This window comes from Spirochaetales bacterium (genome assembly GCA_016930085.1).
GTDB lineage: Bacteria > Spirochaetota > Spirochaetia > SZUA-6 > JAFGRV01 > JAFGHO01.
Map to the genome: position 1 here is coordinate 75,925 of JAFGHO010000107.1, position 25,153 is coordinate 101,077.

General features: G+C 47.5%; 24 protein-coding genes. 22 read left to right on the forward strand and 2 right to left on the reverse strand.

All coding sequences use genetic code 11. The features are described from left to right. Positions 1-9: 9 nt before the first annotated feature. The 7 genes from rpmJ (at position 10) to JW881_18570 (ending at position 4,195) form a co-directional block, all read left to right on the forward strand. Entirely contained in the window at positions 10-123 is a 114-nt protein-coding gene (gene rpmJ / locus JW881_18540; GenBank protein MBN1699524.1) for a 50S ribosomal protein L36, read from the forward strand. Positions 124-135: 12 nt separating this feature from the next. Then, entirely contained in the window at positions 136-504 is a 369-nt protein-coding gene (gene rpsM, locus JW881_18545; GenBank protein ID MBN1699525.1) for a 30S ribosomal protein S13, read from the forward strand. A gap of 21 nt (positions 505-525) precedes the next feature. Beyond that, entirely contained in the window at positions 526-909 is a 384-nt protein-coding gene (rpsK, locus tag JW881_18550; GenBank protein ID MBN1699526.1) for a 30S ribosomal protein S11, read from the forward strand. Positions 910-1,033: 124 nt separating this feature from the next. After that, positions 1,034-1,669, forward strand: coding sequence for a 30S ribosomal protein S4 (gene rpsD, locus JW881_18555; GenBank protein MBN1699527.1), 636 nt, complete (start codon positions 1,034-1,036; stop codon positions 1,667-1,669). Between the two features lie 10 nt (positions 1,670-1,679). Continuing rightward, positions 1,680-2,726: a DNA-directed RNA polymerase subunit alpha gene (locus JW881_18560; protein MBN1699528.1), complete on the forward strand. Its 1,047-nt coding sequence runs from the start codon at positions 1,680-1,682 to the stop codon at positions 2,724-2,726. An 8-nt stretch (positions 2,727-2,734) separates the two neighbouring features. Next, the gene (gene rplQ / locus JW881_18565; protein MBN1699529.1) at positions 2,735-3,136 is read left to right on the forward strand and encodes a 50S ribosomal protein L17; all 402 of its coding nucleotides are present in this window, start codon (positions 2,735-2,737) and stop codon (positions 3,134-3,136) included. A 90-nt stretch (positions 3,137-3,226) separates the two neighbouring features. Next, complete coding sequence (locus JW881_18570; GenBank protein MBN1699530.1) at positions 3,227-4,195, forward strand: 2-dehydropantoate 2-reductase; 969 nt, start codon at positions 3,227-3,229, stop codon at positions 4,193-4,195. Here the strand turns inward: JW881_18570 and JW881_18575 are convergent. Beyond that, positions 4,176-4,895, reverse strand: coding sequence for a hypothetical protein (locus JW881_18575; GenBank protein MBN1699531.1), 720 nt, complete (start codon positions 4,893-4,895; stop codon positions 4,176-4,178). The two genes, JW881_18570 and JW881_18575, sit on opposite strands and share 20 nt — an antisense overlap. A 210-nt stretch (positions 4,896-5,105) precedes the next feature. Here JW881_18575 and gap point away from each other — a divergent pair, with 210 nt between their 5' ends. From gap to JW881_18600, 5 genes are all read left to right on the forward strand, one after another. Then, positions 5,106-6,098, forward strand: a complete 993-nt coding sequence (gap, locus tag JW881_18580) for a type I glyceraldehyde-3-phosphate dehydrogenase (protein MBN1699532.1) — start codon at positions 5,106-5,108, stop codon at positions 6,096-6,098. Positions 6,099-6,109: 11 nt separating this feature from the next. After that, positions 6,110-7,297 carry a phosphoglycerate kinase gene (locus JW881_18585; protein MBN1699533.1) on the forward strand — a complete coding sequence of 396 codons (1,188 nt, stop codon included), beginning with the start codon at positions 6,110-6,112 and terminating at the stop codon, positions 7,295-7,297. 165 nt (positions 7,298-7,462) lie between these two features. Next, positions 7,463-8,215 (forward strand): triose-phosphate isomerase, encoded by a 753-nt coding sequence (locus JW881_18590; protein MBN1699534.1) that lies wholly within the window; start codon positions 7,463-7,465, stop codon positions 8,213-8,215. 27 nt (positions 8,216-8,242) lie between these two features. Next, positions 8,243-8,653, forward strand: coding sequence for a preprotein translocase subunit SecG (secG, locus tag JW881_18595; GenBank protein ID MBN1699535.1), 411 nt, complete (start codon positions 8,243-8,245; stop codon positions 8,651-8,653). A 209-nt stretch (positions 8,654-8,862) separates the two neighbouring features. Further along, positions 8,863-9,276: a hypothetical protein gene (locus JW881_18600; protein ID MBN1699536.1), complete on the forward strand. Its 414-nt coding sequence runs from the start codon at positions 8,863-8,865 to the stop codon at positions 9,274-9,276. 17 nt (positions 9,277-9,293) lie between these two features. Here the strand turns inward: JW881_18600 and JW881_18605 are convergent, their stop codons facing one another. Then, positions 9,294-10,064, reverse strand: a complete 771-nt coding sequence (locus JW881_18605) for a hypothetical protein (GenBank protein MBN1699537.1) — start codon at positions 10,062-10,064, stop codon at positions 9,294-9,296. 192 nt (positions 10,065-10,256) lie between these two features. Between JW881_18605 and JW881_18610 the strand changes: the two genes are divergently transcribed. The 10 genes from JW881_18610 (at position 10,257) to JW881_18655 (ending at position 25,146) form a co-directional block, all read left to right on the forward strand. Beyond that, positions 10,257-11,063 carry a DnaJ domain-containing protein gene (locus JW881_18610; GenBank protein MBN1699538.1) on the forward strand — a complete coding sequence of 269 codons (807 nt, stop codon included), beginning with the start codon at positions 10,257-10,259 and terminating at the stop codon, positions 11,061-11,063. A 130-nt stretch (positions 11,064-11,193) separates the two neighbouring features. Beyond that, a complete protein-coding gene (locus tag JW881_18615; GenBank protein MBN1699539.1) occupies positions 11,194-12,249 on the forward strand; it encodes a peptidyl-prolyl cis-trans isomerase in 1,056 nt (351 codons plus the stop codon). Between the two features lie 2 nt (positions 12,250-12,251). Continuing rightward, entirely contained in the window at positions 12,252-12,683 is a 432-nt protein-coding gene (gene nusB, locus JW881_18620; protein MBN1699540.1) for a transcription antitermination factor NusB, read from the forward strand. Between the two features lie 110 nt (positions 12,684-12,793). Then, positions 12,794-14,482 (forward strand): tetratricopeptide repeat protein, encoded by a 1,689-nt coding sequence (locus JW881_18625; GenBank protein MBN1699541.1) that lies wholly within the window; start codon positions 12,794-12,796, stop codon positions 14,480-14,482. A 51-nt stretch (positions 14,483-14,533) separates the two neighbouring features. Next, a complete protein-coding gene (locus JW881_18630) occupies positions 14,534-14,992 on the forward strand; it encodes a polymer-forming cytoskeletal protein (protein MBN1699542.1) in 459 nt (152 codons plus the stop codon). Between the two features lie 32 nt (positions 14,993-15,024). Then, positions 15,025-15,777 (forward strand): type I methionyl aminopeptidase, encoded by a 753-nt coding sequence (gene map / locus JW881_18635; GenBank protein MBN1699543.1) that lies wholly within the window; start codon positions 15,025-15,027, stop codon positions 15,775-15,777. A gap of 216 nt (positions 15,778-15,993) precedes the next feature. Next, complete coding sequence (locus JW881_18640; GenBank protein ID MBN1699544.1) at positions 15,994-17,490, forward strand: Do family serine endopeptidase; 1,497 nt, start codon at positions 15,994-15,996, stop codon at positions 17,488-17,490. 244 nt (positions 17,491-17,734) lie between these two features. Next, complete coding sequence (locus JW881_18645; protein MBN1699545.1) at positions 17,735-18,346, forward strand: phosphoribosyltransferase; 612 nt, start codon at positions 17,735-17,737, stop codon at positions 18,344-18,346. Next, positions 18,346-22,806, forward strand: coding sequence for a chitobiase/beta-hexosaminidase C-terminal domain-containing protein (locus tag JW881_18650; protein MBN1699546.1), 4,461 nt, complete (start codon positions 18,346-18,348; stop codon positions 22,804-22,806). Before JW881_18645 ends, JW881_18650 begins: the two co-directional genes overlap by 1 nt. An 87-nt stretch (positions 22,807-22,893) precedes the next feature. Then, positions 22,894-25,146, forward strand: a complete 2,253-nt coding sequence (locus JW881_18655; GenBank protein MBN1699547.1) for a substrate-binding domain-containing protein — start codon at positions 22,894-22,896, stop codon at positions 25,144-25,146. The last annotated feature ends 7 nt before the right edge of the window (positions 25,147-25,153 follow it).

Consider the following 25,153-nt stretch of genomic DNA (forward strand, 5'->3'; position numbering starts at 1 on the left):
GGTAATGATATGAAAGTAAGAGCTAGTGTAAAACCGATTTGCGAGAAATGCAAAGTCATACGGCGACGAGGAGTATTGCGAATCATTTGTAAAAATCCGAAACACAAACAAAGGCAGAAATAGGAGGAGAATAACATGGCAAGAATTGCTGGCGTCGACCTGCCTAACAAACATATTGATATCGCACTTACCTATATCTATGGAATCGGCAGGTCGTCGGCGAAACTGATATGCAAGAAGACCGGTATCGATACTGAAAGACGAATCAACGATCTGCCTGCCGACGAAATAAATAACCTGAGAAAGGTTATCGAGAACGAATTCAAAGTGGAAGGCCGTCTCAGAACTGAAATCGCCCTCAATGTCAAACGATTGATCGATATCGGCTGTTACCGCGGGCAACGGCACAGAAAAGGATTACCGGTTCGCGGGCAGCGGACACGCACAAACGCGCGCACGAGAAAGGGAAAACCGAAAACCGTTGCAGGCAAGAGACGGAAATAATTTAGCGGAGGATTACGTATAATGGCAAAGAGAAAAGGCAAGAAAGAAAAAAAGAAAAATATACCTTCAGGGTGTGTCTATATTCAGGCGACATTCAACAATACAATGGTTACCATTACCGATCTGAAGGGCAATGTGATATCATGGGCCTCGGCAGGCGGACTCGGTTTTAAGGGCGCCAAAAAATCAACGCCTTTTGCCGCACAGACAACGGCGGAAAATGCCGCAAGCAAGGCGATCGATCATGGACTGCGTGAAGTGAATGTCTTTGTGAAGGGTCCTGGTGTCGGCAGAGAGTCGGCTATCAGGGCACTCGGGGCGCTCGGACTAAAGGTGAAGTCCATCAAGGATATAACCCCGATACCTCATAATGGATGCCGGCCCCAAAAAAGCAGAAGGGTGTAGCAATAATATAAAGTTATACCAGTAACATAGGTATATGAAAAAACGTAACTAATTAATTCCTGCCGGATCGGTTGAAAGATGGGGCGGGAATATGAGTATATGTGAGATAAGAAGGAGTAAGTGAATGGGAAGATATTTGGGACCTCAGTGCCGCTATTGTCGGACGGAAAAAGTGCAACTTTTTTTAAAAGGAGAACGATGTAAAGGGCCAAATTGTCCGATAACTAAAAAGAGAGGTGCACCGGGAAAGGGAATGCGGGCGCGAATTCGAAAAATATCTGATTACGGGTTACAGCTCAGAGAAAAGCAGAAATTAAAACGAATGTACGGAATGCTGGAAAAACAGTTCAAAATATTCTTTTCAAAAGCAGCCAGAATGAAGGGTGTAACGGGCGAGAATTTAATTCGCTTACTGGAGAGAAAACTGGATAATATTGTCTATCGAATGAGATTTGCTTCGTCACGAAAACAGGCGCGGCAGCTCGTTTCGCACGGCCATGTCAGCGTCAATGGAAAAAAGGTCAATATACCTTCTTTTCTTGTGCGTGAAAACGACAAGATTGAAATAAAGGAAAACAGCAAAAAGCTTGTTTCGGTGAAAGAAAGTCTCAAGGAATATTCGAGATCGGGGGTCGTGCCATGGCTCGAAGTGGACCCGGACAATATGTATGGTGTCGTGAAAAAAATACCCGCGCGCAATGATGTTATAGATCTGGCTGATATAAAAGAACAATTAATTGTCGAGCTTTACTCAAAATAAAGGAGTAACAATGCCCAGGAAAAATTTATTAAAAGGGTTTAAAAGGCCAAAGGGTATAATCTTCGATCACAAGGAAGAGGACAGTTTCTACGGCAAGTTTACCGCATATCCGTTCGAACGGGGATATGGAGTCACCATCGGAAATACCTTGCGGAGAATTCTTCTTTCATCAATTCAGGGATATGCCATCACTGCGATAAGAATCACGTATTACGATGATGACGGTAACCCGACAGTACTCTCGAATGAATTCGAATCGATTCCGGAAGTTGTCGAGGATACACCGGTTATCATCAACAATTTGAAAAAGGTGCAGCTGCAGCTTGCCAATGATCTCGAATCCGAGACGATTCTGGTTGAATTGAAAGGCAAGGGGGATTTCACTGCCGGAGATATTGAAAAAGGGGGAAATGTTAAAGTCATAAACAAGGACCTCCATATTGCCACCCTTGAAGATAAAGCAAACCTCGAGATGGAAATTCAGATAGATCTCGGCAGGGGATATGTCTCGGCGGAGCGAAACGAGAAATATATCGATGTGATCGGAACAATACCGATCGACGCGATTTTTTCACCGTTACGGAAGGTGAAATACAGTGTCGAGAACGCCAGGGTAGGTCAGAGAACCGATTACGATAAACTGATTATCGAAATCTGGACCGACGGGGCTATATCGCCCTCAGACGCACTTGCGGAAGCATCGAAAATAGCAAAAGAACACTTTACTATTTTTATCAATTTTGATGAAGATGATATTCTCAAAGAAGATGACAGGGACGACGAAGAGGAAAGAATAAAGAAATTTCTGGAGACACCGGTCGAAGAACTCGAACTGTCCGTACGCAGCAGTAATTGCCTTAAAAACGCTAATATAAGGACGATAGGAGATTTGACCAAAAAAACGGAAGAAGATCTGGTAAAGACACGTAATTTCGGAAAAAAATCACTGCAGGAGATCAAGGATAAACTGAAAGAATGGCATCTGTCACTCGGGATGATTGATTACAGTGTTCTGAAACAAATAAAGAAGCGAGAACCGGAGAAGGACGAAACATGAAACACAAAATCGGGTTTAACAGATTAGGGAGAAAATCGGCCCATAGAAAAGCACTGCACCGTAATATGGTGAGTTCACTTTTTCGATTCGAAAGGATACGGACGAGTATCACGAAGGCCAAAGCGGTACGTGTGAAAGCGGAAAAACTCATTACAAGGGCAAAAACAGACTCGGTACATAACAGACGAATCGTGGCGAAAATAATTCAGAACGAGTCTATTCTCAACAAGCTGTTCAAGGATATCGCCCCTAGGTTTAGTGAACGACCTGGCGGTTATACACGTATATTGAAACTCGGCAAACGTTCGAGTGACGCGACGGAAATGGTATTTCTGGAACTGGTTGAACGCAAGGAACGGCCGAAACGAAAAAAGAAAAAGAAAAAGGAAGAAATGCCGAAAATCGCATGAGATAGCAGGTGAACGGACGTTCAGCCGCAAAACGAACGGTACGCAATATAAAAAAAATCACGCATAACGCACTGTCTTGTGAGATAAAAGATGAATATATTGGTATACGGAGGCGGAGCCGTCGGACTCGGTATAGCAAGCTGCCTTATCAAAGCCGGCGGTAACGTGGATATTATTGCAAGAGACGAAACCGTAGCACTCCTCAAAAGGCAAGGTCTCAGTCGGGAAGGCATACTGGGGAGGTATCTCGCAACACCGGATAAATTTAATGCATATACGGTAATCGACCGGAGCAAAGCGACGCACTATGATTATATTTGTGTATGTGTAAAATCCTTCGATACTGAAGCAGCAGCTTCAACGCTATACAAAAACAAGGCGATATTAAAACATGGGGCGCGGATCGTGTTATTCCAGAACGGCTGGGGGAATTCGGAAAAATTCTTCCGATTTTTCGGGGAAGAGTGTATTTATAATGCGCGGGTGATTACCGGTTTTAAAAGATTAAGACCGAACACGGTGGCGATTACCGTTCATGCGGATGATGTTCATGTCGGCCATCTCGCGGGGGGTGAAGGCGAACGAAAGAATGTGGAACCGCTTGCCGAAGCGATTTTTTCGGGTGATCTTCCGTGCAGGACTGTTTCGGATATCGCAAAGGATCTTTGGGCAAAGATGCTGTACAATTGTCCTTTGAACCCGCTGGGGGCTGTTTTGAACGTACCGTACGGTATTCTGGGAGAATATGAAGAAACACGACATATCATGAATATGATAATCGCGGAGGTATTCCTCGTCATGCAGGCAGAAGGATACTCGACGCATTGGGACACGAAAGAAGGATTCATCGATGTATTTTATAATAGCCTTATTCCACTCACAAAAGACCACGAATCATCGACACTCCAGGACGTAAAAGCCGGAAAAAGGACAGAGATCGACGGACTTAATGGGGCATGTATAATGTTGGGAAAAAAACATGCCATACCTGTCCCCTCCAATACGATAATGTATAACATGGTCGGCGCCATCGCCGGAATCAGTAAAAAACAACGGTAAAATCTGCGCTTACTTCAACATGCGATGTGTCTTTCACTTTAGCGGCTTTCAGGGCTGAAATATAAACGCTCCCCCCGATGATTGCATTGTCCATGTCCGATTGAGGCAGCTTTCTGAAGGCGTTGAGAACAGCCTGCTGTCTGAGCGTGAAAAGTGTCGTAATCACACTGTCGCCGCCTGATGAAAGTGTTACGGGTCCGGTACCGCCGCCGGTTACCCATTCGACATCGGTTTTGCATTCCATTATGATAAAGGCGTTCCATAGCCCGCCCGCCTCCCACGTTTCTTCATGACGCACGCGGGTAAACGACAGATCCGTATCGTCCGTTTCGGATGAAAAGACAATGGTGCCGGAGGCCGTTTGCAGTGTAAAGGGATTTCCCTTCAGTTGTAACGCAATGGCAAGCCTCGCCTCGTTCTTTGCCCACATCACCGTTCCTGTTTTACTTTTACCGGATGAAAAACCGTATCCGGTCGTTTGAACTGAACGGGTTTCTGTACGGATCGGACGATGTGAATCCCGGTGGGGAGATTTATTATTGAGACAAGAGATAGTGAGGACGACAAGCAGCAAAAGAGGGGCAATAAACCGTTTTAATCGGTTTATCTTAAGCGGATACGGATGCATATGTGGGATTTGTTCAAATGGCAACTCGTTCGCCATGGATATACGCCGGGACGTTATACTCCTGTACGCCATATATAACTCCTTAAGAGAAAAAAATCGTATGCACTCTCTTATACATACTTCATATAATGTGAAATTTCAATGTTTTGGGTCGGGTTTCGATATTTTTCGTTTTTTTGCCGGTAAAAACTGATCTCCGGTCAATTGACACTCGTAGAACAATAGTGTATATTCGCGCTATCCATATTAAAAATCTAATTTATTTTTCTATCAGGAGGAAATATGAAAGTAGCAATCAACGGTTTTGGAAGAATCGGTAGAAATGTGTTTAAAATAGCAATGGAGCGTCGGGGTATCGATATCGTCGCGATCAACGATATTACAGATAACGAAACCCTCGCGCATCTTTTAAAGTATGATTCGGTGTACGGTGTATTCCCCATGAAAGTGGATGTGAAAGGGGAATCGATTGTCGTCGACGGCAAGGAGATCAAGGCATCCGCGGAGAGAGATCCGAAAAATCTTCCGTGGAAAAGTATGGGTGTCGATATCGTTATCGAATCGACGGGCGTATTCAGAAATCGCGAGAAAATAGCCTGGCATCTCGAGGCCGGTGCAAAAAAGGTGCTTTTAACCGTCCCGGCAAAGGACTCAATTGACAGAACGATTGTCCTTGGCGTCAATGATGAGGATCTCAAACCCGGCGATCTCATCGTATCGAACGCTTCATGTACGACAAACTGTCTCGCTCCCGTTGTAAAGGTTCTGCATGATAATTTTACCGTTGTTGAAGGTCTTATGACGACAATCCACGCATATACAAACGATCAGAATATACTGGATCTGCCGCACAAGGACTTGAGACGCGCCCGCGCAGCCGCCCTCAATATGATCCCGACGACCACAGGCGCCGCCAAAGCGGTCGGTCTCGTCATTCCGGAATTGAACGGCAAGCTAAACGGAAGCGCCATCAGGGTTCCCGTGCCGACCGGTTCGATCGTCGACCTCGCGGTCAGGCTGGAAAAGGCCCCGTCGGTGGAAGAACTCAACGCCGCGATCAAAAAGGCTTCGATGAGTGAACGATATAAAGGGATACTCCAGTACTGTGAGGACCCGATTGTTTCAAGCGATGTCATCCGGAATACTCATTCGAGTATTTTTGATTCACTTTCGACAATGAAACTCGGCAATAATTTTTACAAAGTATTTTCATGGTATGACAATGAATGGGGATATTCAAACAGGGTTGTCGATCTGATGGAGATGCTTGTTTAAGGAGTGCGATAATGCCGAAAAAGACTATTGAAGATATTGATCTTTCACGAAAACGTGTTCTGATGAGGGCGGATTTCAATGTGCCCATTAAAGAAGGCCGCATTACCGATGATACGAGAATCAGGGCCGCGCTGCCGACAATCAACTATATCCTGAAACAGGAGGGGTGTTCCCTGATTCTCATGAGTCATCTCGGCAGGCCGAAGGGAGAGGTAAAAGACGAACTGAGACTCAAACCGGTGGCGGACCGCCTCGCGGAATTGCTGAGTAAAAATGTCATCATGGCTCCGGATTGTACGGGTAGCGACGTTAAAAAACTTGCCGAAGCCTTAAGGCCGGGTGAAGTCATGCTGCTTGAAAATCTGCGTTTCAACAAGGGAGAAACGAAAAACGATTCCGGTCTCGTCAAAGAGCTTGCCTCACTCGGGTGCGACGTTTATGTGAACGACGCATTCGGGACCGCGCACCGCGCGCACGCTTCGACGGAAGGAATCGCCCATGTCCTGCCGGGCGTTGCCGGATTTCTTATGTCCAGAGAGATAGAATTCTTGAGTAAAATCGTCGAAAATCCGGTGAAACCGTTTGTCGCCATTATAGGCGGCGCAAAAGTATCGACAAAAATCGCGGTATTGGAATCTCTCCTTTCAAAAGTCTCGACACTCATTATCGGCGGCGGAATGGCGTATACCTTTCTGAAGGTGAAGGGGTACGGTATCGGTAAATCACTTCTGGAAGATGAGTTTTTGCACACCGCCAAAGATCTTCTCGCAAAAGCCGAAAAGATGGGGGTGGAGATACTCCTTCCCGTTGATCATTATGTGGGTGATGAGTTTTCGGAGAATGCAAAGGCCCAACTCGTCAGTGATGTGAATATTCCCGAAGGAAAAATCGGAATGGATGTCGGACCAAAAACACTTTCGACATATCGGGAAAAGCTTGCGAATGCAAAGACGATTCTCTGGAACGGACCGTTGGGGGTATTCGAGTTTGATGCGTTTGCGAAAGGAACACTCGAAGTCGCGAAAATGGTGTCGGAAAGCAGGGGGGTAAGTGTCGTCGGCGGGGGTGATTCCGTTGCCGCCGTCAATAAATTCCACCTTGCCGATAAAATCGATCATGTATCCACAGGTGGAGGCGCTTCGCTTGAATATCTGGAAGGGAAGTCACTGCCCGGAATTGCCGCATTGCAGGATAAATAACAATCGCGACCACGGCCGCTGAGATTGAAATTCTTTTTTCAATTGACGGATACGGAGGCGCGTGCGGTAAAAAAAGACCAGTGCCTCACAACGGGTGAATTATAAACGAATGTCAGGGGAACGGTCCGGTGTTCCCCTGCGATAAAAAATGAAAAGGATGGAAATGTGAGAATAACATTTATAGCTGGTAACTGGAAAATGCATAAAACAGTAGAAGAAGCTGTTTCATTGGCAAAAGCGCATGTTGAAGTGTTCAGGAATGAAAACAAGAAAATAATGATCGCTCCACCGTATACGGCGCTTTCTGATGTCGGTAACGTAGTTAAAGGAAGCAATATAAAGATGGGTGCTCAGAATATGGCACGGGAGGAAAAGGGCGCCCATACCGGTGAAATCTCTCCGCTTATGCTGAAGGATGTCGGCGTTGAAATCGTCATTCTCGGACATTCGGAACGGCGTCATGTTTACGGAGAACAGGACGAGCTTATTAATGCAAAGGTGAGACTTGCATTGCAGCACAACCTGGAGGTCATTCTCTGTGTCGGTGAAAAAATCTCGGAACGAGAGGCCGGCAATGCGGAATCGGTTGTCGAACGTCAGGTGAAAAGCGGATTGGCATCGGTTTCATCGAGTGAGATGAAGAAGATTACCATAGCGTATGAACCGGTCTGGGCGATCGGAACCGGTAAAACTGCAACGCCGCAGGATGCCGATGCTATGCATCTCGCCATACGAAAGATAATCACACAACTATACGATCGGGATATTGCGGATCGGCTCGTTATTCAATACGGCGGGTCGGTAAAGCCGGGAAATATACGGGAACTGATTGCAATGGAAAATATAGACGGTGCACTTGTCGGGGGGGCGTCCCTGACCATGGAAACATTCGCACCAATCGTGCAATATGATTCCTGAATCGTATAAAAGAATTGGAGTGGGAAAATGGATATAATATTTCTTATCTTGATTATTTTAAGTGCAATTTTACTCGTCATTATCGTCATGATGCAGGATGAACAGGGCGAGGGCCTGGGGGGGATATTCGGGGGCGGAAGCAGTACCCCATTCGGTTCCCGTTCTGGAAATGTTCTTACGAGGATTACCGCGATACTCGCCGTGGTATTTCTTCTCAGCACGCTCGGGCTGGCATTTATGAAAAGAACGCCGACCGAATCAAGGGGGGCTGTTGAGAAGAGTATCGAGGACATGTATGAAAGCAGTTCCGAAGAACTCTGGTTCGCCGATGTCGAAGAAAAAACGAAACAGGATGAAGAAAGCACACTTGAAATGCCGATGGATGATGAATCGGTATTTACTTCCGATACAACCCCGGGTGAAGGGGAAGGGGAATAATGCCAGGCAGGCGTGCAGGGTGACGGATTCACGACGTTTTATCGAATTGTACTGCAATACCGCTTTGAAAATATCGGGTTATCGATCGATTGTTTTCACGGATTAACAAAACTCTTTATATGGCCGGTTTAAAGCGAAGCAAACACGTACCGTTTTTCTCTGTCATATAAAAAGGTCGAACCTTTTTCTACTACAAAGGAGGGAACCTTATGAGATGCGCCGTTATTTTTTTCAGCAGAAAAAATCGGATAAAAATATGCGATATTGCCAAGGGACTGGTGAAAGGGATTGAATCCCAGGGGCACCAGGTGGATTTGATAGACGGTTACAAGGAACAGGAAAAAAAACTTACCATGTACCGGTATATCGCGTTGGGGACGGAAGCGATGGATTTTTTCGGAAAGATACCGGAGGTTATCCCGAAATATCTGACAAACGCCGGAATCGTCGCGGGGAAACCGGGTTTCGCCTTTATCATCAAGTCGTTCACCGGTTCACAAAAAGCGCTGATGAGGCTGATGAGGACAATGGAACACGAGGGGATGTTTCTCCGTTTTTCGGAGGTACTGGAAAGTCCGCAGCACGCAGAGGCGATCGGAGAAAAATTACACATCCAGCAATAACAACGCCTCACGCATCATTACTCCTTCCACGGAAAGATCATTCCCTTTAATGTCCGTGTTCCGACTTTCTCCCTGTCATCGATCAGGAGTTGTTCCCATGGAATTTTTTTTGCTTCAGGATTTTTCTCGAGATAATCATATTTATAGAGTCTGAGTTTTAACGCGACATTGTGAAGCAGCAGTATGAAAGCGGGACCCGGTATTATAAACAGGGTGAAAAACGAAATAATCATGATAATCGGGGTGAATATAAGCAGGATGAATGAAAAAAGAACATTATCAAAGAAAATGATAAACATCTTTTTGAGTATTTTTAAAAATCGCTTGTCGAGTCCGTAAAAAATAGGAAAGAAGTATTGTCCGGCGGTAAATAGGGTGATGAGGAGAAATACGAGAATGATTTGCGCCGAGAATTTGAAAAAGAAGTCCATATAACTATAGAGAAGGATCGAAAGAACCAATAGCACGGTTATTGCGATCATACCGAGGGCATATCCGAGACTGATTAAAACGCTTTCTTTCAGATACACGAAAAAGTCCCTGAAACCGGGACTTTTATAATCTGCGATATCACGAAGAACGCCATGAACCGCGCCGCTGTAGATAAAAAGAAGAATGATCGTTAATGATATAAATAATATACTCTGGATGGTAATCGTCATATGTGGAACCAGGCCAAGGATAAAATATAAACCGCTTGAGAGAATGATAATAAGAATGAATCCCACATTGCAAAAAAAGATGTGAAACAGATTATCCCAAAAGTTGAAAAAGGTCTTTTTTAGCATAAAGAAAAACATAATCGTTACTATATATGAAAGAAAAAGTAATGTCTATAAAACTTTTAACGGAATCGGGCATATAGAAGTGAATTTAACGTGATGTGTAACCTTTTTGCGGTATATCCCTTTATATAATTGACTTTTTGTTGTTTTATATATATAAGTCACAATGTAGGTCCATTGTGTGAAAGGATATCGATGTACAGGGATTACTATGAGATACTGGGTGTCGAAAAGGATTCCTCATCCAGGGACATTAAACGCTCGTTCAGAAGAAAGGCAAAAGAATTGCACCCCGATATAAGCGTCTCATCGAAAAGAGCGACGGAAGATGCTTTCAAGCTTCTGCTTCGGGCATATGAAGTTCTCAGTAATCCTGCAAAACGGGAGTTATACGACAGGACGCTTTCCCATATCAATGCAACATGGTTTGATTACCGGGAATTTCTTAAAAAAAAGCAAAAAGATATGAAAAGCCAGTCAAAGCTGATTTTTTACGATTTGCTGCATGATAATCCGGATGAAGCGATCGAATTGTACTGTTTCCTTTCTTCAAATCCGGCGTACCAGATGCATAAATATCTGGATTATGGTGATTATCTCGAATGTATCTTTCTGCTTGCCGAGGAGTTCGAAAAACGGGGCGAATATATCAGGGCGTATGAGTTTTTAAAAAAAATTTATACATTCGAGCAAAAGATACCTTTTTTCAAACAATATATGGTTGAAATTATGATGAGGTTAAAAACTCTTGTGTGCGTGAAAATGACGCGGTATTTGTCTCCGCTGACGGCAGTCAAATATATCAACGAATTGATTGCATTGAATTATCCAAAAAAAGAAACGGCTAAATTCTATAGAATCTGCTCGGAGCTATATCTTGCAGCAGGGGAAAAGGAGAGCGCCGAAATCGTTCTGAAAAAGGGGTTGGAACTTGATAGAAAACTAAAAGGGATCAAGAAATTGATGGATAAAATCAATACACCTGAAAATATTCGGGTTTGATGCTATATTTTTACTGGCTTCTGAATTGATTACCATTCTGTGATTGAAATAACACGGGACAGCCATGGATCGTATGATAAGGTAAGCCAATGCAAAACATATAACCACTTCGTAGTAAGGAAGGAGTATCATGAGATTGAAAACAAATATGTTCGTACTTCTGTTTATCATTATATTGTTGCAGGCGGTGCAAGTACAGGGAATCGACAAGCCCGTTGCACGAATAAAACTGATAAAGACAGAAGTGATTTATCAGACGACATTCAAGACGATTGTCGAGAGTATGGAAACCCGAATGAAACGGGAATTGACGAGTGACGAGAGGAAAGTCATTTTAGACAAGCTTATTGAAGAAAAACTTCTCGTGCAGGCAGCCAAAGAGGAAAACGTCAATGTTACCCAATCAGCGGTTGACGCAAAGGTGAAACAAATAAAACAGCTGCTTGAACTCCAGGAAGGCAGAAAATATACCGACAAAGAATTCCAGGAAAGGGTTACGCGGGAGGGAGACACGACCTGGGAAGAGTTTCTCCAGCAGATCAAGAACTCGGTTCTCCAGGAAGGATATATCCAGGCCAAGAAGGGGGCCGAGCTTTCGGATTCAAGAAAACCGACGGATGAAGAAGTCGTCGCCTATTACGAAGAGAACAGGACGATTTTTGTCGCTCCGGAAATGATCAAATTCAAACAGATATTTATCGTAACCAAGGGCCTCCCGAAGGACAAGAAGAATGCGTACTACAAGAGGGCGGAGGAAATATATTCCTCGATTATAGAAGGGAAATCGTTTGATGATTACTCCGAGGTTTATATAAAAGGGTCTACAAGTAAAATAGGAAGCATGGTAATCGAAACATGGCAGCGGGATGATGAAAGCAGAAAGGTCACCTACGGAAAAGATTTTTTTAACACGCTTTTCAAGCTAAAAGACGGAGAATTGAGCAACATTATAGAATCGAATCTCGGTTATCATATAGTTCAGGTATTGAAAAAATACCCCTTTTCAATTCTCGGGATTGACGATAAAATACCCCCGCAATATACAATGACAGTGAGGGATAAGATAATGACCGCGTTAAAACAGAAAAAGGATCTCGAAGCGTATCAGAATGCCTACAAGGAGTTGATCGAGGACATAAAAGCAAAAGCGGAAATTAAAATATACGAAGAAAACCTTACCTGGTAGCTATGGGCGTAAGGCACCAGGGAAGAATCATAGCTTTTCAAACGCTCTACCGGTACGAGTTTACCCATGAAGGGATGGAAAGCCTGCTTGATTTTTCATGGCTTGATGAGCATAAAAAGGAGACGATAAAGGCAGAGTCCTACGATTTCGCACGGCTGATTATCCGGGGGACGATGGAAAACCTCGCCGTCATCGACAGAATGATACAGGAACATCTGGAACATTGGGATTTTTCCCGGCTTTCGCGGGTGGACCTGGCCAACCTTCGTATCAGTGTCTATGGACTGATGTTTCAGCATGATATCCCCGCTTCCGTCACGATAGATGAAGCAATCGATATCGCAAAGGAGTTTGGCGCCGATGATTCATATCGGTTTGTCAACGGCGTACTCGACAGTATCAATAAAAATAAAAAACCCGGACAGGCCGGGTGATATGGTCGGGCCTCCGCCATTTACGCAGTAACATAATGGATTGATGGAAGCCGTTTCGCGGCTTTAGTCGTTCCGTTGCATACTATCGTTCAAATGGAAATTAGGAAAAGGTGGCAGGAAAAATTAAAAAACCTCTTCTCATTGGCATATCCATTATCGTTTCCCTCATCATTTCGGCCGGGGCGGTCGTTTTTATCATGTACCTTGGATCGATTGGCAGAGCGCGGGATCTGAGTGAAGCCCTTGAAAAAACGGACGGTGCCCTCTCGTACGGTTATCTGAGTAAAGCGGAACGCCATCTCAGGGAAGCCGCGGACTACGCGGACAATAAATATGACCATATGAGGGTGTTGAAGCGCGCTTACCGCATATCAGAGGGCAGACAGGATATGACGTTGCTGGCGGAACTGGCCGCATACGCGGTCAAATCGGTCGGTGCAAACGATGAACTTCTCACGATAAAAAGCTTTGCTGATTTGAGAAGCAATCGATTCGAACGTGTTCATCAGCCTTCCGATACCCGTGGCCGATCGCTCCCGCTGGCATCTCTTGCCGTCGAAGCGTTTCTTCGTTCTGGAGCGGTGAAAGAGGCGCAAGAAATAAGAAGACCTGGATTCCCGTTTACCATGCTCAAGCTTCTTCAATCCGATGATCCGGCTTTGTTTGAGGAATCCGGCATAAAAAACTCCGAAGCGAGGCTACTGCTCGACAGCGCGCTTCTCTCTGCGTACGACGGTAAAATGAAAGAAGCATTCCGAATCGTAAAAGAGAGCAATCGGGAGCCGTTTTTCTATGAGCCTTCCGTGTTTATCGCCTATGACGTCGGCGAGTTCGAATATGCGCGGGATATGAGCGGGAAAATCTTCGCGATGCACCCCGACCGGACCGATATTTTGATTTTGTCCGGTGATATGGCTTTGCTCGAAGGGGACCTCGGGACGGCAAACGATTTCTACAACCGTGCGATAACAATCGGGAAAGATTATGCGCCGCAGCCTTATCTCAATAACGCATACATCTATCAAAAGCAAGGGGATGACGGGGCCGCACTCTCTTCCCTGAGATCGGCCTATTCCCTCTTTCCCGATGATGCCGGTGTCGTTATCGAAGCTGCAAAACTGCTTTTCACGCTTTCAAAAACTTCAGAAGCCGGGGAAATCCTCTCATCGTATGTCGCGGATCATCCCGATAATCCGGACGCGGCTTTGATGCTCATCAATCTGCGGCGGCCCTCCATGCAACCGAAACAATACCGCGCTGAACTATGGGAGCTTTTCAACCGGCACCCCGCGGAAAAGAAGATATGCACGATGCTTTTGACATACCTTTTGGGAATACCTGATATTGACGGCGCGGAGAATGCACTTAACATTTACCGGATCACCTTCCGTGAAGGAAAGGAAAAGCAGCCACGGGAAGCGTGGGTTTTCCATTTCGCCGGTATTATCAACGCGCTAAAAGGGAACTATACGGCGGCGGTTTCGGACTTAAATGAGAGTATCGCGCTTGAAGAGAACGAGGTTGTCCGTTATCATCGCGCCTTCGTTCATTATATATCGGGAGATCTTGCGGAAGCGAGGGATGATTGCCGTCATGCCCTGCGCGTCGAACGATCGGAACTTTCGAAAAACAGAATATTCTATTCACGCGTCGTTACCCTCATGGGAGAAACCTTTTCCGCTTCCCGTGACGACGAACAGGCGGCGAGGCAGTTCGAGTATGCCCTCGATATTAATCCCGAAAATTATCGTGCGCAGGCGCTGTTGAAACAGCTTGAAGAAAATAATAAAAAGGAGTAAAATATAACTTATCCCGTTGTTGTTTTTGTGTTGCACGCGTAAGGAGGAGGTATGGCTAAGACACCGGAAAACACTCAATGTGTGATTGGTGAAGGGTCGGTATTCGACGGCAGGTTTTATGTGAATGGTTCCATTCTTATTGAGGGAAAGTTTCAGGGTGATATCAAAACGGACGAACAACTCATTGTCGGCCCGACAGGTAAAGTCAAAACCGATATCACTGCAAAAAAAGTGACCATTGCCGGAACTATAATCGGCAATATCACGGCAACGGAAGAAGTCAGTCTTCTTGAAAGCGGGAAAGTGTTCGGTAATATAACGACGCCAAGACTCGTTGTTGAGGCGGGCGTCATAACGGAAGGTAAAGTCGTTATTACCGCGGGAAAAAATGAAAGTCTGAAGCATATTATCGAACAGGATTTCGGCCAGAATGCGGAAGACATATTCAAAACAATAGGGCAACCCAAAAAACCGGTAAAAAAGGTGACGGAGGAATCATCGAATTCCTGAAAGCGGCCATTAGGTAAGACTGTCGAAAAGGTATGATCAAATTAAAGAGTCTGGATGAAATAGCGAGAATTCGGGAATCCGGAATTCTCCTTGCTAAAACACTCGTTAAAATCAGGGACCTCATTGCTCCGGGAATTACGACAAAGGAACTCGATGAGGTCGCCTATGAATATATTCGTTCTCACGGGGGCAAGCCGGCATTTCTCGGATATTTCGATTATCCGGCGAGTCTTTGTATTTCCATCAATGACGAAGTGATCCACGGCATACCCTCACATAGAAAACTCGAAGAAGGCGATATTGTCGGCATCGATCTGGGCGTCGACCTAAAGGGATTCTACAGCGACGCATGTTTTACCGCGGGAGTGGGGGCGATCTCGAACGACCGGAGGAGGTTGTGTGAAGTGACGAAAGAATGCCTCTACCGCGCCATCGGAGAAGCCCGGCCGGGCAACCGCCTTCACGCAATTTCACGGGCGGTCTACGATCACGCGCGTGAATACGGGTATGACGTCGTGCGTAAGTTCTGCGGCCACGGTGTCGGCTTCGAATTGCATGAAGATCCGCAGGTGTTCAATTATATCAACTCCGGCCCCAATCCGCGCTTGAAGCCGGGTATGGTCCTGGCAATAGAACCGATGGTCAACGCGGGAACCTACGATATCAATATTCTCGAAGATGGATGGACCGTCGTTACGGCCGACGGTAAGGATTCGGCGCATTTCGAACATACGATTGCGATCCACTCGGATTATACGGAGATTCTTACCGATGGATTTATTTGATCGCATCATGTGATGTACCGGCAATGCCGCAATGGTTCGAAGAACGTTCTCTACGTGCGTATTTTCCAAAGAAAACAACATGAAGCCGGATGTTCGTGTGTAACGAATTCTTGATTATGGATATTTATACTATAGCAAACGAAAAGCACAAATGATTCAGGGTACATAACACCTTGATATCGTGTAAACATCTGATCGATAAAGGAGATACCTGATATGGGATTGAAAAGTTTATTCAAATCCGAAAAAGTCATGCTCGTGAATATCGCGTTGGCATGCATTATTATCGGATTTCTCATTGGTGTGGTTTCTTTTTCCTGTTCCACGAAAGTTTCTTCCAATGGATTCGCGCAGGCACAGGACGAAAGCAGGTCGCAGGAAGGAATCGAGGCCCTCGAGAATATTCAATATTCTTTTCGCAAAGTAGCGGAAAAGGTTCTTCCTGTCGTTGTCGAAATAAATGTCGTTGATATCGTAACACAGGATATTCCGGAAGGGTGGGGGTTTCCTTTCGAATTCTTCTTCGGCCCCGAGAAGGAGGACAATGATGAACCACGGCAAAAAGAATACCGGCAGCAGGGGCTCGGTTCGGGAGTGATCGTGCGGCAGACCGGTGACAAGGTCTATGTTCTGACAAACAATCATGTCGTGGGTGAGGCGGAAGAAATAAATGTGACACTGTATGAAGGAAAAACCTATACGGCCAAACTCGTGGGAAAAGACGAACGGAAGGACATTGCCCTCGTCGTTTTTAACGAATCGAAAAAGGTTCCCGTTGCGGATATCGGTGATTCGGATTCCTGTTCGGTCGGGGACTGGGCGCTTGCGATCGGGAATCCGCTCGGATATGCCTATACGGTAACAGCCGGGATCATCAGCGCGCTGGGCAGACGGGGCGGACCGGGTGAAAATATAAGCGATTTCATCCAGACGGACGCGGCAATCAACCAGGGCAACTCCGGCGGCGCGCTTGTCAATATCAGGGGCCAGGTTATCGGTATCAATACCTGGATCGCCTCACGTACCGGGCTTTATGCGGGATATGGATTCGCGATTCCCATCAATAATGCAAAGAAAGCGATCGATGATTTCATACAATTCGGAAAAGTCGAATACGGATGGCTCGGCGTGCAGATTTCGGATACGAACGAGGAAGTGAAAAAGGCGCTCGGTCTCGGAGACACGAAAGGATCGTTCGTTTCTCAGGTATTCAGGGATTCACCCGCATATAAAGCCGGGATGCAACCCGGTGACTATGTCGTTGAGGTCGACGATACCCCGATCATCGACACGAACCATCTCCTCCGGGTGATAGCGGATATTCCGGGAGGAAGAAGTTCGAAATTCGAAATAATCAGGCTCGGGGATACCGTTTCCCTGACAATCAAGCTCGGTATACGGCCGGAAGAGAAAAAAATCGCGGGCCAGAACAAGAATCTCTGGCCCGGTATGTCGGTCATTCCGCTGACGGATGAAATAAAGGAACGCCTTGAGATTTCTTCCTCAAAGGGAGTAATTATTTCCCTTGTCCTCGATGATACGCCCGCGGATATCGCCGGATTCGAAGAGGGAGATGTCGTTAAAAAAATAAACGATAAGGAAATACGGACAATCGGGGATTTCTATACCGCACTCAATGATAAAAGCAAAAAGGATCTCATGTTTCTCTTTGAACGGAAAGGAGTTGAACTAAAGATAGGACTTGTCCGATAATATGAGAGAGGAAGCGGCGGAACGGACGATGACGAAAAATCGGGAACCGTGACTTCGTTCCGCTTTGATAGCATGTGTTTTACGTTATCGCCATTGAAAACATTAAAATCCACCCGGCCGGCCGGGTGGATTTTTAATACGGATTTCCGTCGGAAAAAATACACGTAACGTGTATCGATATTTTTTTATCGATGTAAGGCATCGTTGCCGGCGGGCCGAAACAACGACGAAGGACAGATTGGACGTGAAGAAAGAGTTTGTACCGTACGAAGTGATACGAGACAATGCCGTCAAACTGGCGTATCGGATCTATATGTCCGGTTTCATTCCCGATGTCATCTATGTCTGTCTGCGGGGCGGCGTATACATCGGGAATATATTGAGTGAATATTTTAAAATAATCAAAGGACATGATGCGCCGCTTTTTTATGCGGCGGTTGTCGCGCGCTCCTATTTTTATACGGGCGGGAAAAACGAGGTGGTTGTCGACGGATGGACATATGATCCCTCCTTTCTCAAAAAGGGAGAAAAAATACTTTTTGCCGATGATATTTTTGATTCTGGTAATACAATTAATCACCTGATACATATCATCCTCGGGCACGGCATAAAGAGGGAGGATATCAAGATCGCCGTCCACGACTATAAAGTGAGGACATATCTGGAGGATAATCCTGAAATTAAGCCTGATTTCTGGTGCCGGTACCGTGAAATAAACAATCCCCGTGACGATACATGGATTCATTATTTGAGTCACGAAATCGACGGGCTTTCGAAAGCAGAATGCCGCTGTTATTTTACCATGGGCGATGAAGAACTTGAAAAAGCCCTGGAGTTTGTCGGGGATAAGCTTTGATGCTTCGATTAGCACGCTTTGGCGTTTTTATATGTCTCTTTGGACTCCTTTTTTTTGCCTCTTACCCTTCCTTGTCACAGGCGGAACCGTACATTTCCCTATCCGCCGATTCCGGTACGTATAAAGAGGATGTGATACTCTCAATAGAAACAATCGCCGGATATGACCGGGTGTTCTACAGTTTTTCGGACAGTGAAGGGAATAACGGTCCGTGGATACCATTTGACGAGGGGCTGCCGCTTACATCGAGCGACGGTGAGGAAATGGAATACCGAATCGGGATATGGCTGTTCCGTTCCGGCGCCCTGCATGGAGAACGAAACCTACGCTTTGTCATCGACAAGAAAAAACCCTCTCCCCCGCTTCTCGCCGTACCGCCGGGTGAATACGCTAATGATGTTTCGGTCTCTTTCCGGAAACGGGACGGTGAGTCCGTCGTATATGCGATCAACAGTATTGTCGTCGAATCGGGGATTGTTTGGGACGGAAACGGTATCCGTCTGCGGGGTGATACGGGCGGGAAGACAAGGTATGTCATTCAAGCCTACTCGAAAGACGGAGCGGGAAACAAAAGCAGCGTTACTACCGGCCGGTATGTGATCGACAAAAAAAGAAAACCCGACGACGTTGCTGTTGTCGAAATTAAAAGCCCGGTTGCGGGAACTTTCGGCAACAAACAGCTTCTCTATATTACATCGAAGAACACGGGCGCGATATACTACACAACAGACGGAGGCGACCCGGCGACGGGCGGTATACCGTACACCGGACCGGTCATACTCGATGCTGAAGGAAGCGTTCTTCTTCGTGTCGCAGCGGAAAACCGGTGGCGGGACGCCGGTACGGTCTCAGCGCGGGTATCGTACCGCGTCCGCCCGGCTGATGTCAATCCGGTGTTACCGGATGAAGCGGGCGGAAATTTGTTCGGCGACGCAGTCGTCACCCTGAAAGGAGGAGGAGCGAGCCGTTATCGATTCACCCTCTCGGAAAAATCTCCCGCCGGAGGGGACAGCCTTACCGACGGCCGCTTGACGCTTGCAGGCAAACCCGGTGAATCGGTTTACCTGCCGCTCCGGGTGAAACCCGTGTATCAGGACGATTCCACGGGACCCGAATACCGTTTTTTTTATTGCATTAACAGAAAAAAAACGGCAATTAAGGGTATATTCGTCGAGGGCGGCGGGCCGGAATCCGGTCCCGCCCGTGTCACTATTGGAGGGACGGGGGACTCATCGATCTTTTACACCCTGGACGGGACGATTCCGGATGAGGAAGCCCTCCCATATGACGGCCCGTTCGTTCTGCCGATGCGGTGTATGGACGAGTATGGCGCCGTGTGGATAACTGCGGCAGCCTTTGATGGCGCAAGCGGCATGGGCGAAGTGGTACGGCGGCACTTCGTCATCATCCGGCGAAAACCAAAACCGCCGGAAATCCGTGTCCTGGCGCAACCCAGAAAAAGGGATTATGTCAAAATAGGATTCGACGAAAAAACGATCGTTTTCTGCGAAATCACTTCCGACGGCACGAAGCCCGGGATCCCGGGAAGTGATTCGCATAAGGTGGGCGCCGATCTGGCTTTTACCGTACCCTTCGGGATGGAAAAAACGGTACGCTGCGCGTTTTCCTCATACGATACCATTACGGGCGGAATGAGCGACCCCGTTTACTCGGAATATTTTCTGGACAGAAAACCGCCGGCCAATCCGGAAATCGGCAGTCTGGCTGAAGGAAGGTATTCCCGGAATCCGGTTGTGGTTTTTATCAGGGAGGACGTTGAGGAGGACGCGGATAGTTCGGTCTCCTACGCCATTACCGATGACGGAGAGGAACCGGTACTGAAAGAAGACGGGGGAATCAGGTATACAGGCCCGTTTGAACTCAGGTCAAAAGACCAGACGGAGACGACATACAGGATAACCGCCCGTGCCGTCGACCGGTACGGCAATGTCTCGTATTCCGTTGAGGATTTTTATTGTAAAATCGACAGGAAGCCGCCGCCCCCGCCGCCCGCCCCGTTTATCACGCCGTCGGGAGAAGCGATGGAACGGCGCTATTCGATCCGGTGGGAGAAGGCGGCCGATGAAGAAATACTGTACCGGTTGTATATCGAAGGGGAGCCGCCCGGGGACTTTATACTGTACCGTTCACCGATTCCCTATGACGCGTCCCAATATCCGAGGGGGATTATGCTCGAGAGTTATTACAGGGATATGGCGGGAAACGTCGGGGAACCGTTCATTTTCAGACTCAAAGGCGATCCGAAAGATTTTATCGATGTGCTTTATGTGACGGGAATAACGGACGGGAGTCATTACAACAGACCGGTAAGCTTCGAAATAAAGGCAAAGGAGGCGGGGATCATCCGGTATGAATTGACCGATGACGGAAGCCTCCCGCCGGGTGTCGGTATCACCTCGCCGGTGTATGCAGGAAAGATGAGCCTCGATGTTCCCGACGGGGCTTCCCGTCGATACGCGGTCCGCGCGCGGATTATGGAGCGTGATATCTGCGATCTGTCGCGGGGCGAACTCCTTCTCTCATTCGCCGTCGATAAGGAACCGCCTCCGCCGCCCGAAGTGGAAGGGATCGAGGAGGGGGGATACTACTTCGATGCGAGGGAGTTGACCTTCACCTCGGATAACGCCTCCGTTTATTATGCCGTCAGGACAGAGTATGAAGATACGGCAAAACGGTACCCTAAAACGTTTGCCAGATATTCGGAACGTGTCGTCCTCGATGTCCCCGAAGGTCGAACCGAACATTTTATCGTTTCGGCGTATACCATGGATAAAGCCGGCAACCTGAGCAGGGAAGTGCGGCAGTGGGGGATTCATATCGATAAAAACTCCATATATGTGTCTTCCGGGGGTGACGACAGCCATGAAGGCACGCGGGACCGTCCGTTACGGACATTGCGTGGGGCATTGCGGTATTCCGATGAAACGGGCAGAAGGCAGCTGGTATTCTCATGCGGGTCGTATTCGCTGGATAAGCCGATTGAAATAAACAGCGATATTGAAATCCGGGGCGGATTACGGGCAGGCGACTGGGAGCGATGCGGTCCGGTCCAGGCCACGATTATCGAAACGGGAAACCATTTTCAGGCGGAAGGATCGCTTTTACACATAACGGGCGGAACGGTGAAACTCCACGGCGTAACATTGCGTGACGAGTACGGTCTCTGTTCATCGCTTGTCGATCTCGGGGGGGGCAGGCTTTCAGTCAGCCGTTCGACATTGCGGTTCAATCGGAAGGCCTGGGGAAGCTGTATCGGTGCCGGCGGCGGAATATTGACGATCGACAGGTGTTATTTTGACGGCGGTGAGACCGGGAACGGCGCATTTATCGACGGAAGCGGAGTGGAGCTTACGATAGACGATTCGGAGTTTATCGGGCCCGAGAACGGCTATGATTTTGTCTGTCTCCGGTTGAAAGCATGCGGCGGAGTCCTGGTGAACAATTCCGGCTTTTTCCCCGGTGAGGGCGGTATCACCCGTGGCATCGAATGCTCGGATTCGACCGTCGATTTTAACAATACCCGGATCGATTCGGGAAGCGGTGTGCGAAACGCAATCGGGATGAGCGTCAGGGATTCATCGATACGAATCAAAGATAGTATCGTGAACGGCAACAGGGCATCGTCCTACGTTATCGGGATCACCTGCGCGAATACCGCGTTGACACTCGATCATTGTACCGTGAACGTGAACGCACGCAGCGGTGCGCAGGGAATTCGGGTAAGGGGAGGAACGGTCGAGGTAATGAGAAGCACGATAAAAAGCGGCGGAACGGGAGAGTTCCTTTCGCTGTTCGACTGCGACGGAGAACGGGGAAGCTATTGCAATAATCTGGTTTTATCCGGCGCATCCCCGGACACAGTCTGTGTCACGATACACGACTCGGAATCCTTCTGGATTAATAATACCATTGTCGTCGGCAGGGAGTGCGAAAAACCGGCGGGGTTTGTTTTCAGGTCGCAATCATCATGCCGCCTATTGAACAATATCATCATACACGAAGGGACCCCTGCGGGAAGCGCGATCCGGTTTGTCGGGATTATGCCGGATGCGGCCGTTATTTCCTGCAACAATCTGAGCGGATGGGAACATCTTCTCGCGATCGATCATAGCGGAAGGTTGTCGCAGTATTCCGGCGACGGAGGCGGGGCGGGTATATATAAAAGCGACATAGAAGCATTCAATGCATCAGACGGAGATAACGGCGGAGGGAGCCTGCACGGCAATATAAGCGAACAATTTCGCGACACATTCGGGGGCACCCCGGATGCGTTATTTCACCTTTCTGCGTCTTCGCGATGCATCGATGCGGGCCTTGATGTGGGGTCTTTCGGCGGGGAAGGGGTGAAGCGCGATATCGACGGGGAAACCAGGCCTTCCGCCGGTAACGGAAGCAGACGTTTATACGACATCGGTTCCGACGAGGTGCACAGGAAGTAAATAAATTCTTGACATTGACAGCGGTGTTGACTAAATTTAGTTTAGCGAGGAGGCAATCTGGCAGGCAAACGTCGAATAGCATTCCTATTGGTAAATATTTATGATATTTATCATTCGAACACATGGCCCGGCGCGGCTCAGGCGGCGGAAGATCTGGGGTACGACATATTCTTTTTCCCCGGAAACGAACCGAATATCCGCAATCTCGACGAACGCCAGCATAATATCGTCTATCAGATGTTACATGAGTTTCCCGTCGACGGGTTCATTATCGCCTCGAACGATTTCGGGGCCAGCAATACGCGGCGGGACCTCGAGGACTTCATACGCCCTTTCGCACATGTCCCCCATGTCTGTATAGGCACACAGCTCAGTGAGGCGCCGACAATCGTCGTCGACGACAGGGCGGGATTCGAACATATCCTCGAACACATGATCAACGTTCACAAGATCAAGACATTCGCCTGTCTGCGCGGTCCGTCCGGACATCCGGAAGCGGATATCCGTTATAAAACATTCATAGAAACGCTGGCAAAGTACAATATACCTTTCGATGAATCGTTGCTTTACACGGGCAATTTCCTCCCAGAATCCGGACACAGGGCGATCGAGGAGTGGATCGACCGGAAACATAAACGCTTCGAGGCCGTGATCGTTTCGAGTGATTTGATGGCGCTCGCCGCGATTGAAGCCCTCGAAGCAAGGGGGATTTCTGTGCCCGATGACGTGGCGGTAACGGGATTCGACGATATCAGTGAATGCCGGTTCATCAAGGCGCCCCTTACAACGGTCGCACAGCCGCTTTCAAGGATCACCTACGAGGCTGTCATGAAGCTTGACAGGATGCTCCGTCACGAAGAGGTAAGGGAACGGCATGTTTTCCCGACAGAGGCGGTCATCCGGCGTTCGTGCGGTTGTTTCAGTTCGATGATAGAAAATATCGGAAAGATATCTATCGGATTATCGTTCGAGGAAGCCCATGATTACCGTCTGCTCGCACGAACCATCGCGAAGAAATACTCGAAATCCGGGACCGAACTGGAAAACGACATCGAAACGATTATCAGGGTCATCGTCGATTCGTCCGGGGAAGGAATTTTCAGCCAACGCCTCATCAAGGTTCTCGACGGGATCATGTCACGCGAATTGAAGAACGCCATGGATATACATATGTGGCACGATATTTTCAACAATATATTCGGCTACCTTTCCGATCATCTCAAACACATCTCCCCGGAAGATATATCGACGGGGATGCAGAAAATAAGGGTCTATATCGGAGAAATGCTCGAACGGAGCCAGGCCATTTTCAGGATACAATCCGTCGACGAGTACCGCCGGCTTTACGAGGTGCTTGAACATATCAGCAACGCCCTGGAAAAGGAGAAGATAGCCTCCATCATCAATGATCGGTTACACGACAACAAAATACCTGCCTTTTTACTCATCCTCTACAACCGGCAGTCTCTCTACCGTGAAGGGGAGAAATGGGACGTTCCCGAACAGAGTCATTTGTTCGCCGGGTACATCGATGAAAACAAAACGGTTCTTACCGATACCGAACCGTTCCCCACGAAAGAGGTGATGAGGCCCGAATGGTTCGAACATGAGACGCCGGGGACATATGTGATTCAGCCGCTTTTTTTCGAATACACACATATGGGATATATGATCGCAAAGATGGGACCGAAAAACGGATTGGTCTACGAATCACTGAGGGCGCATCTTTCGAGCGTGTTGTCCTCGTCGATTATGTTCGAAGAGAACAAGAAAAAGGAGATTACCGCGGTTCAAAAACGGGAGCAGATCCAGTCGGTGATACTCCCGATGTTCGATTCGATCATGCAGGTTTCGACAATCGCCACGAATAAAGTCGAAGCGATCTCGACACTTGTGAAACAGGCCGAGCAGAGCAGCGGCAAGCTCCAGACCGCGAAGGAAAGCGTTCAGCGTATTTCCGCCCACATCAAGGGCATGATCGATCTGATCAACCTCATCGACGATATAGCGACGAAAATCAACCTGCTTTCCATCAACGCTGCGATTCAATCAGCGCGCGCGGGCGAACATGGAAGGGGATTCGCGATCATCGCCTCTGAAATACGGAAACTCGCCGATTCGACGGCGGTAAACGCGAAAAAGGCCGCTGAAACCCTCACCAACGTCATTGAAAACATACATCAATCCCAGACGACGAATGAAGACAGTATTTCATCGTTCCAGAATTTGAAGAAAGAGATTATCGCCGTTTCGGGATCACTCTCGGAAATATCCGGAAGAATGGAATCCCTCTCGGATAACAGTCGAGAAATATACGAAATGATCAAAGAGGAAGAATAAACCCGGA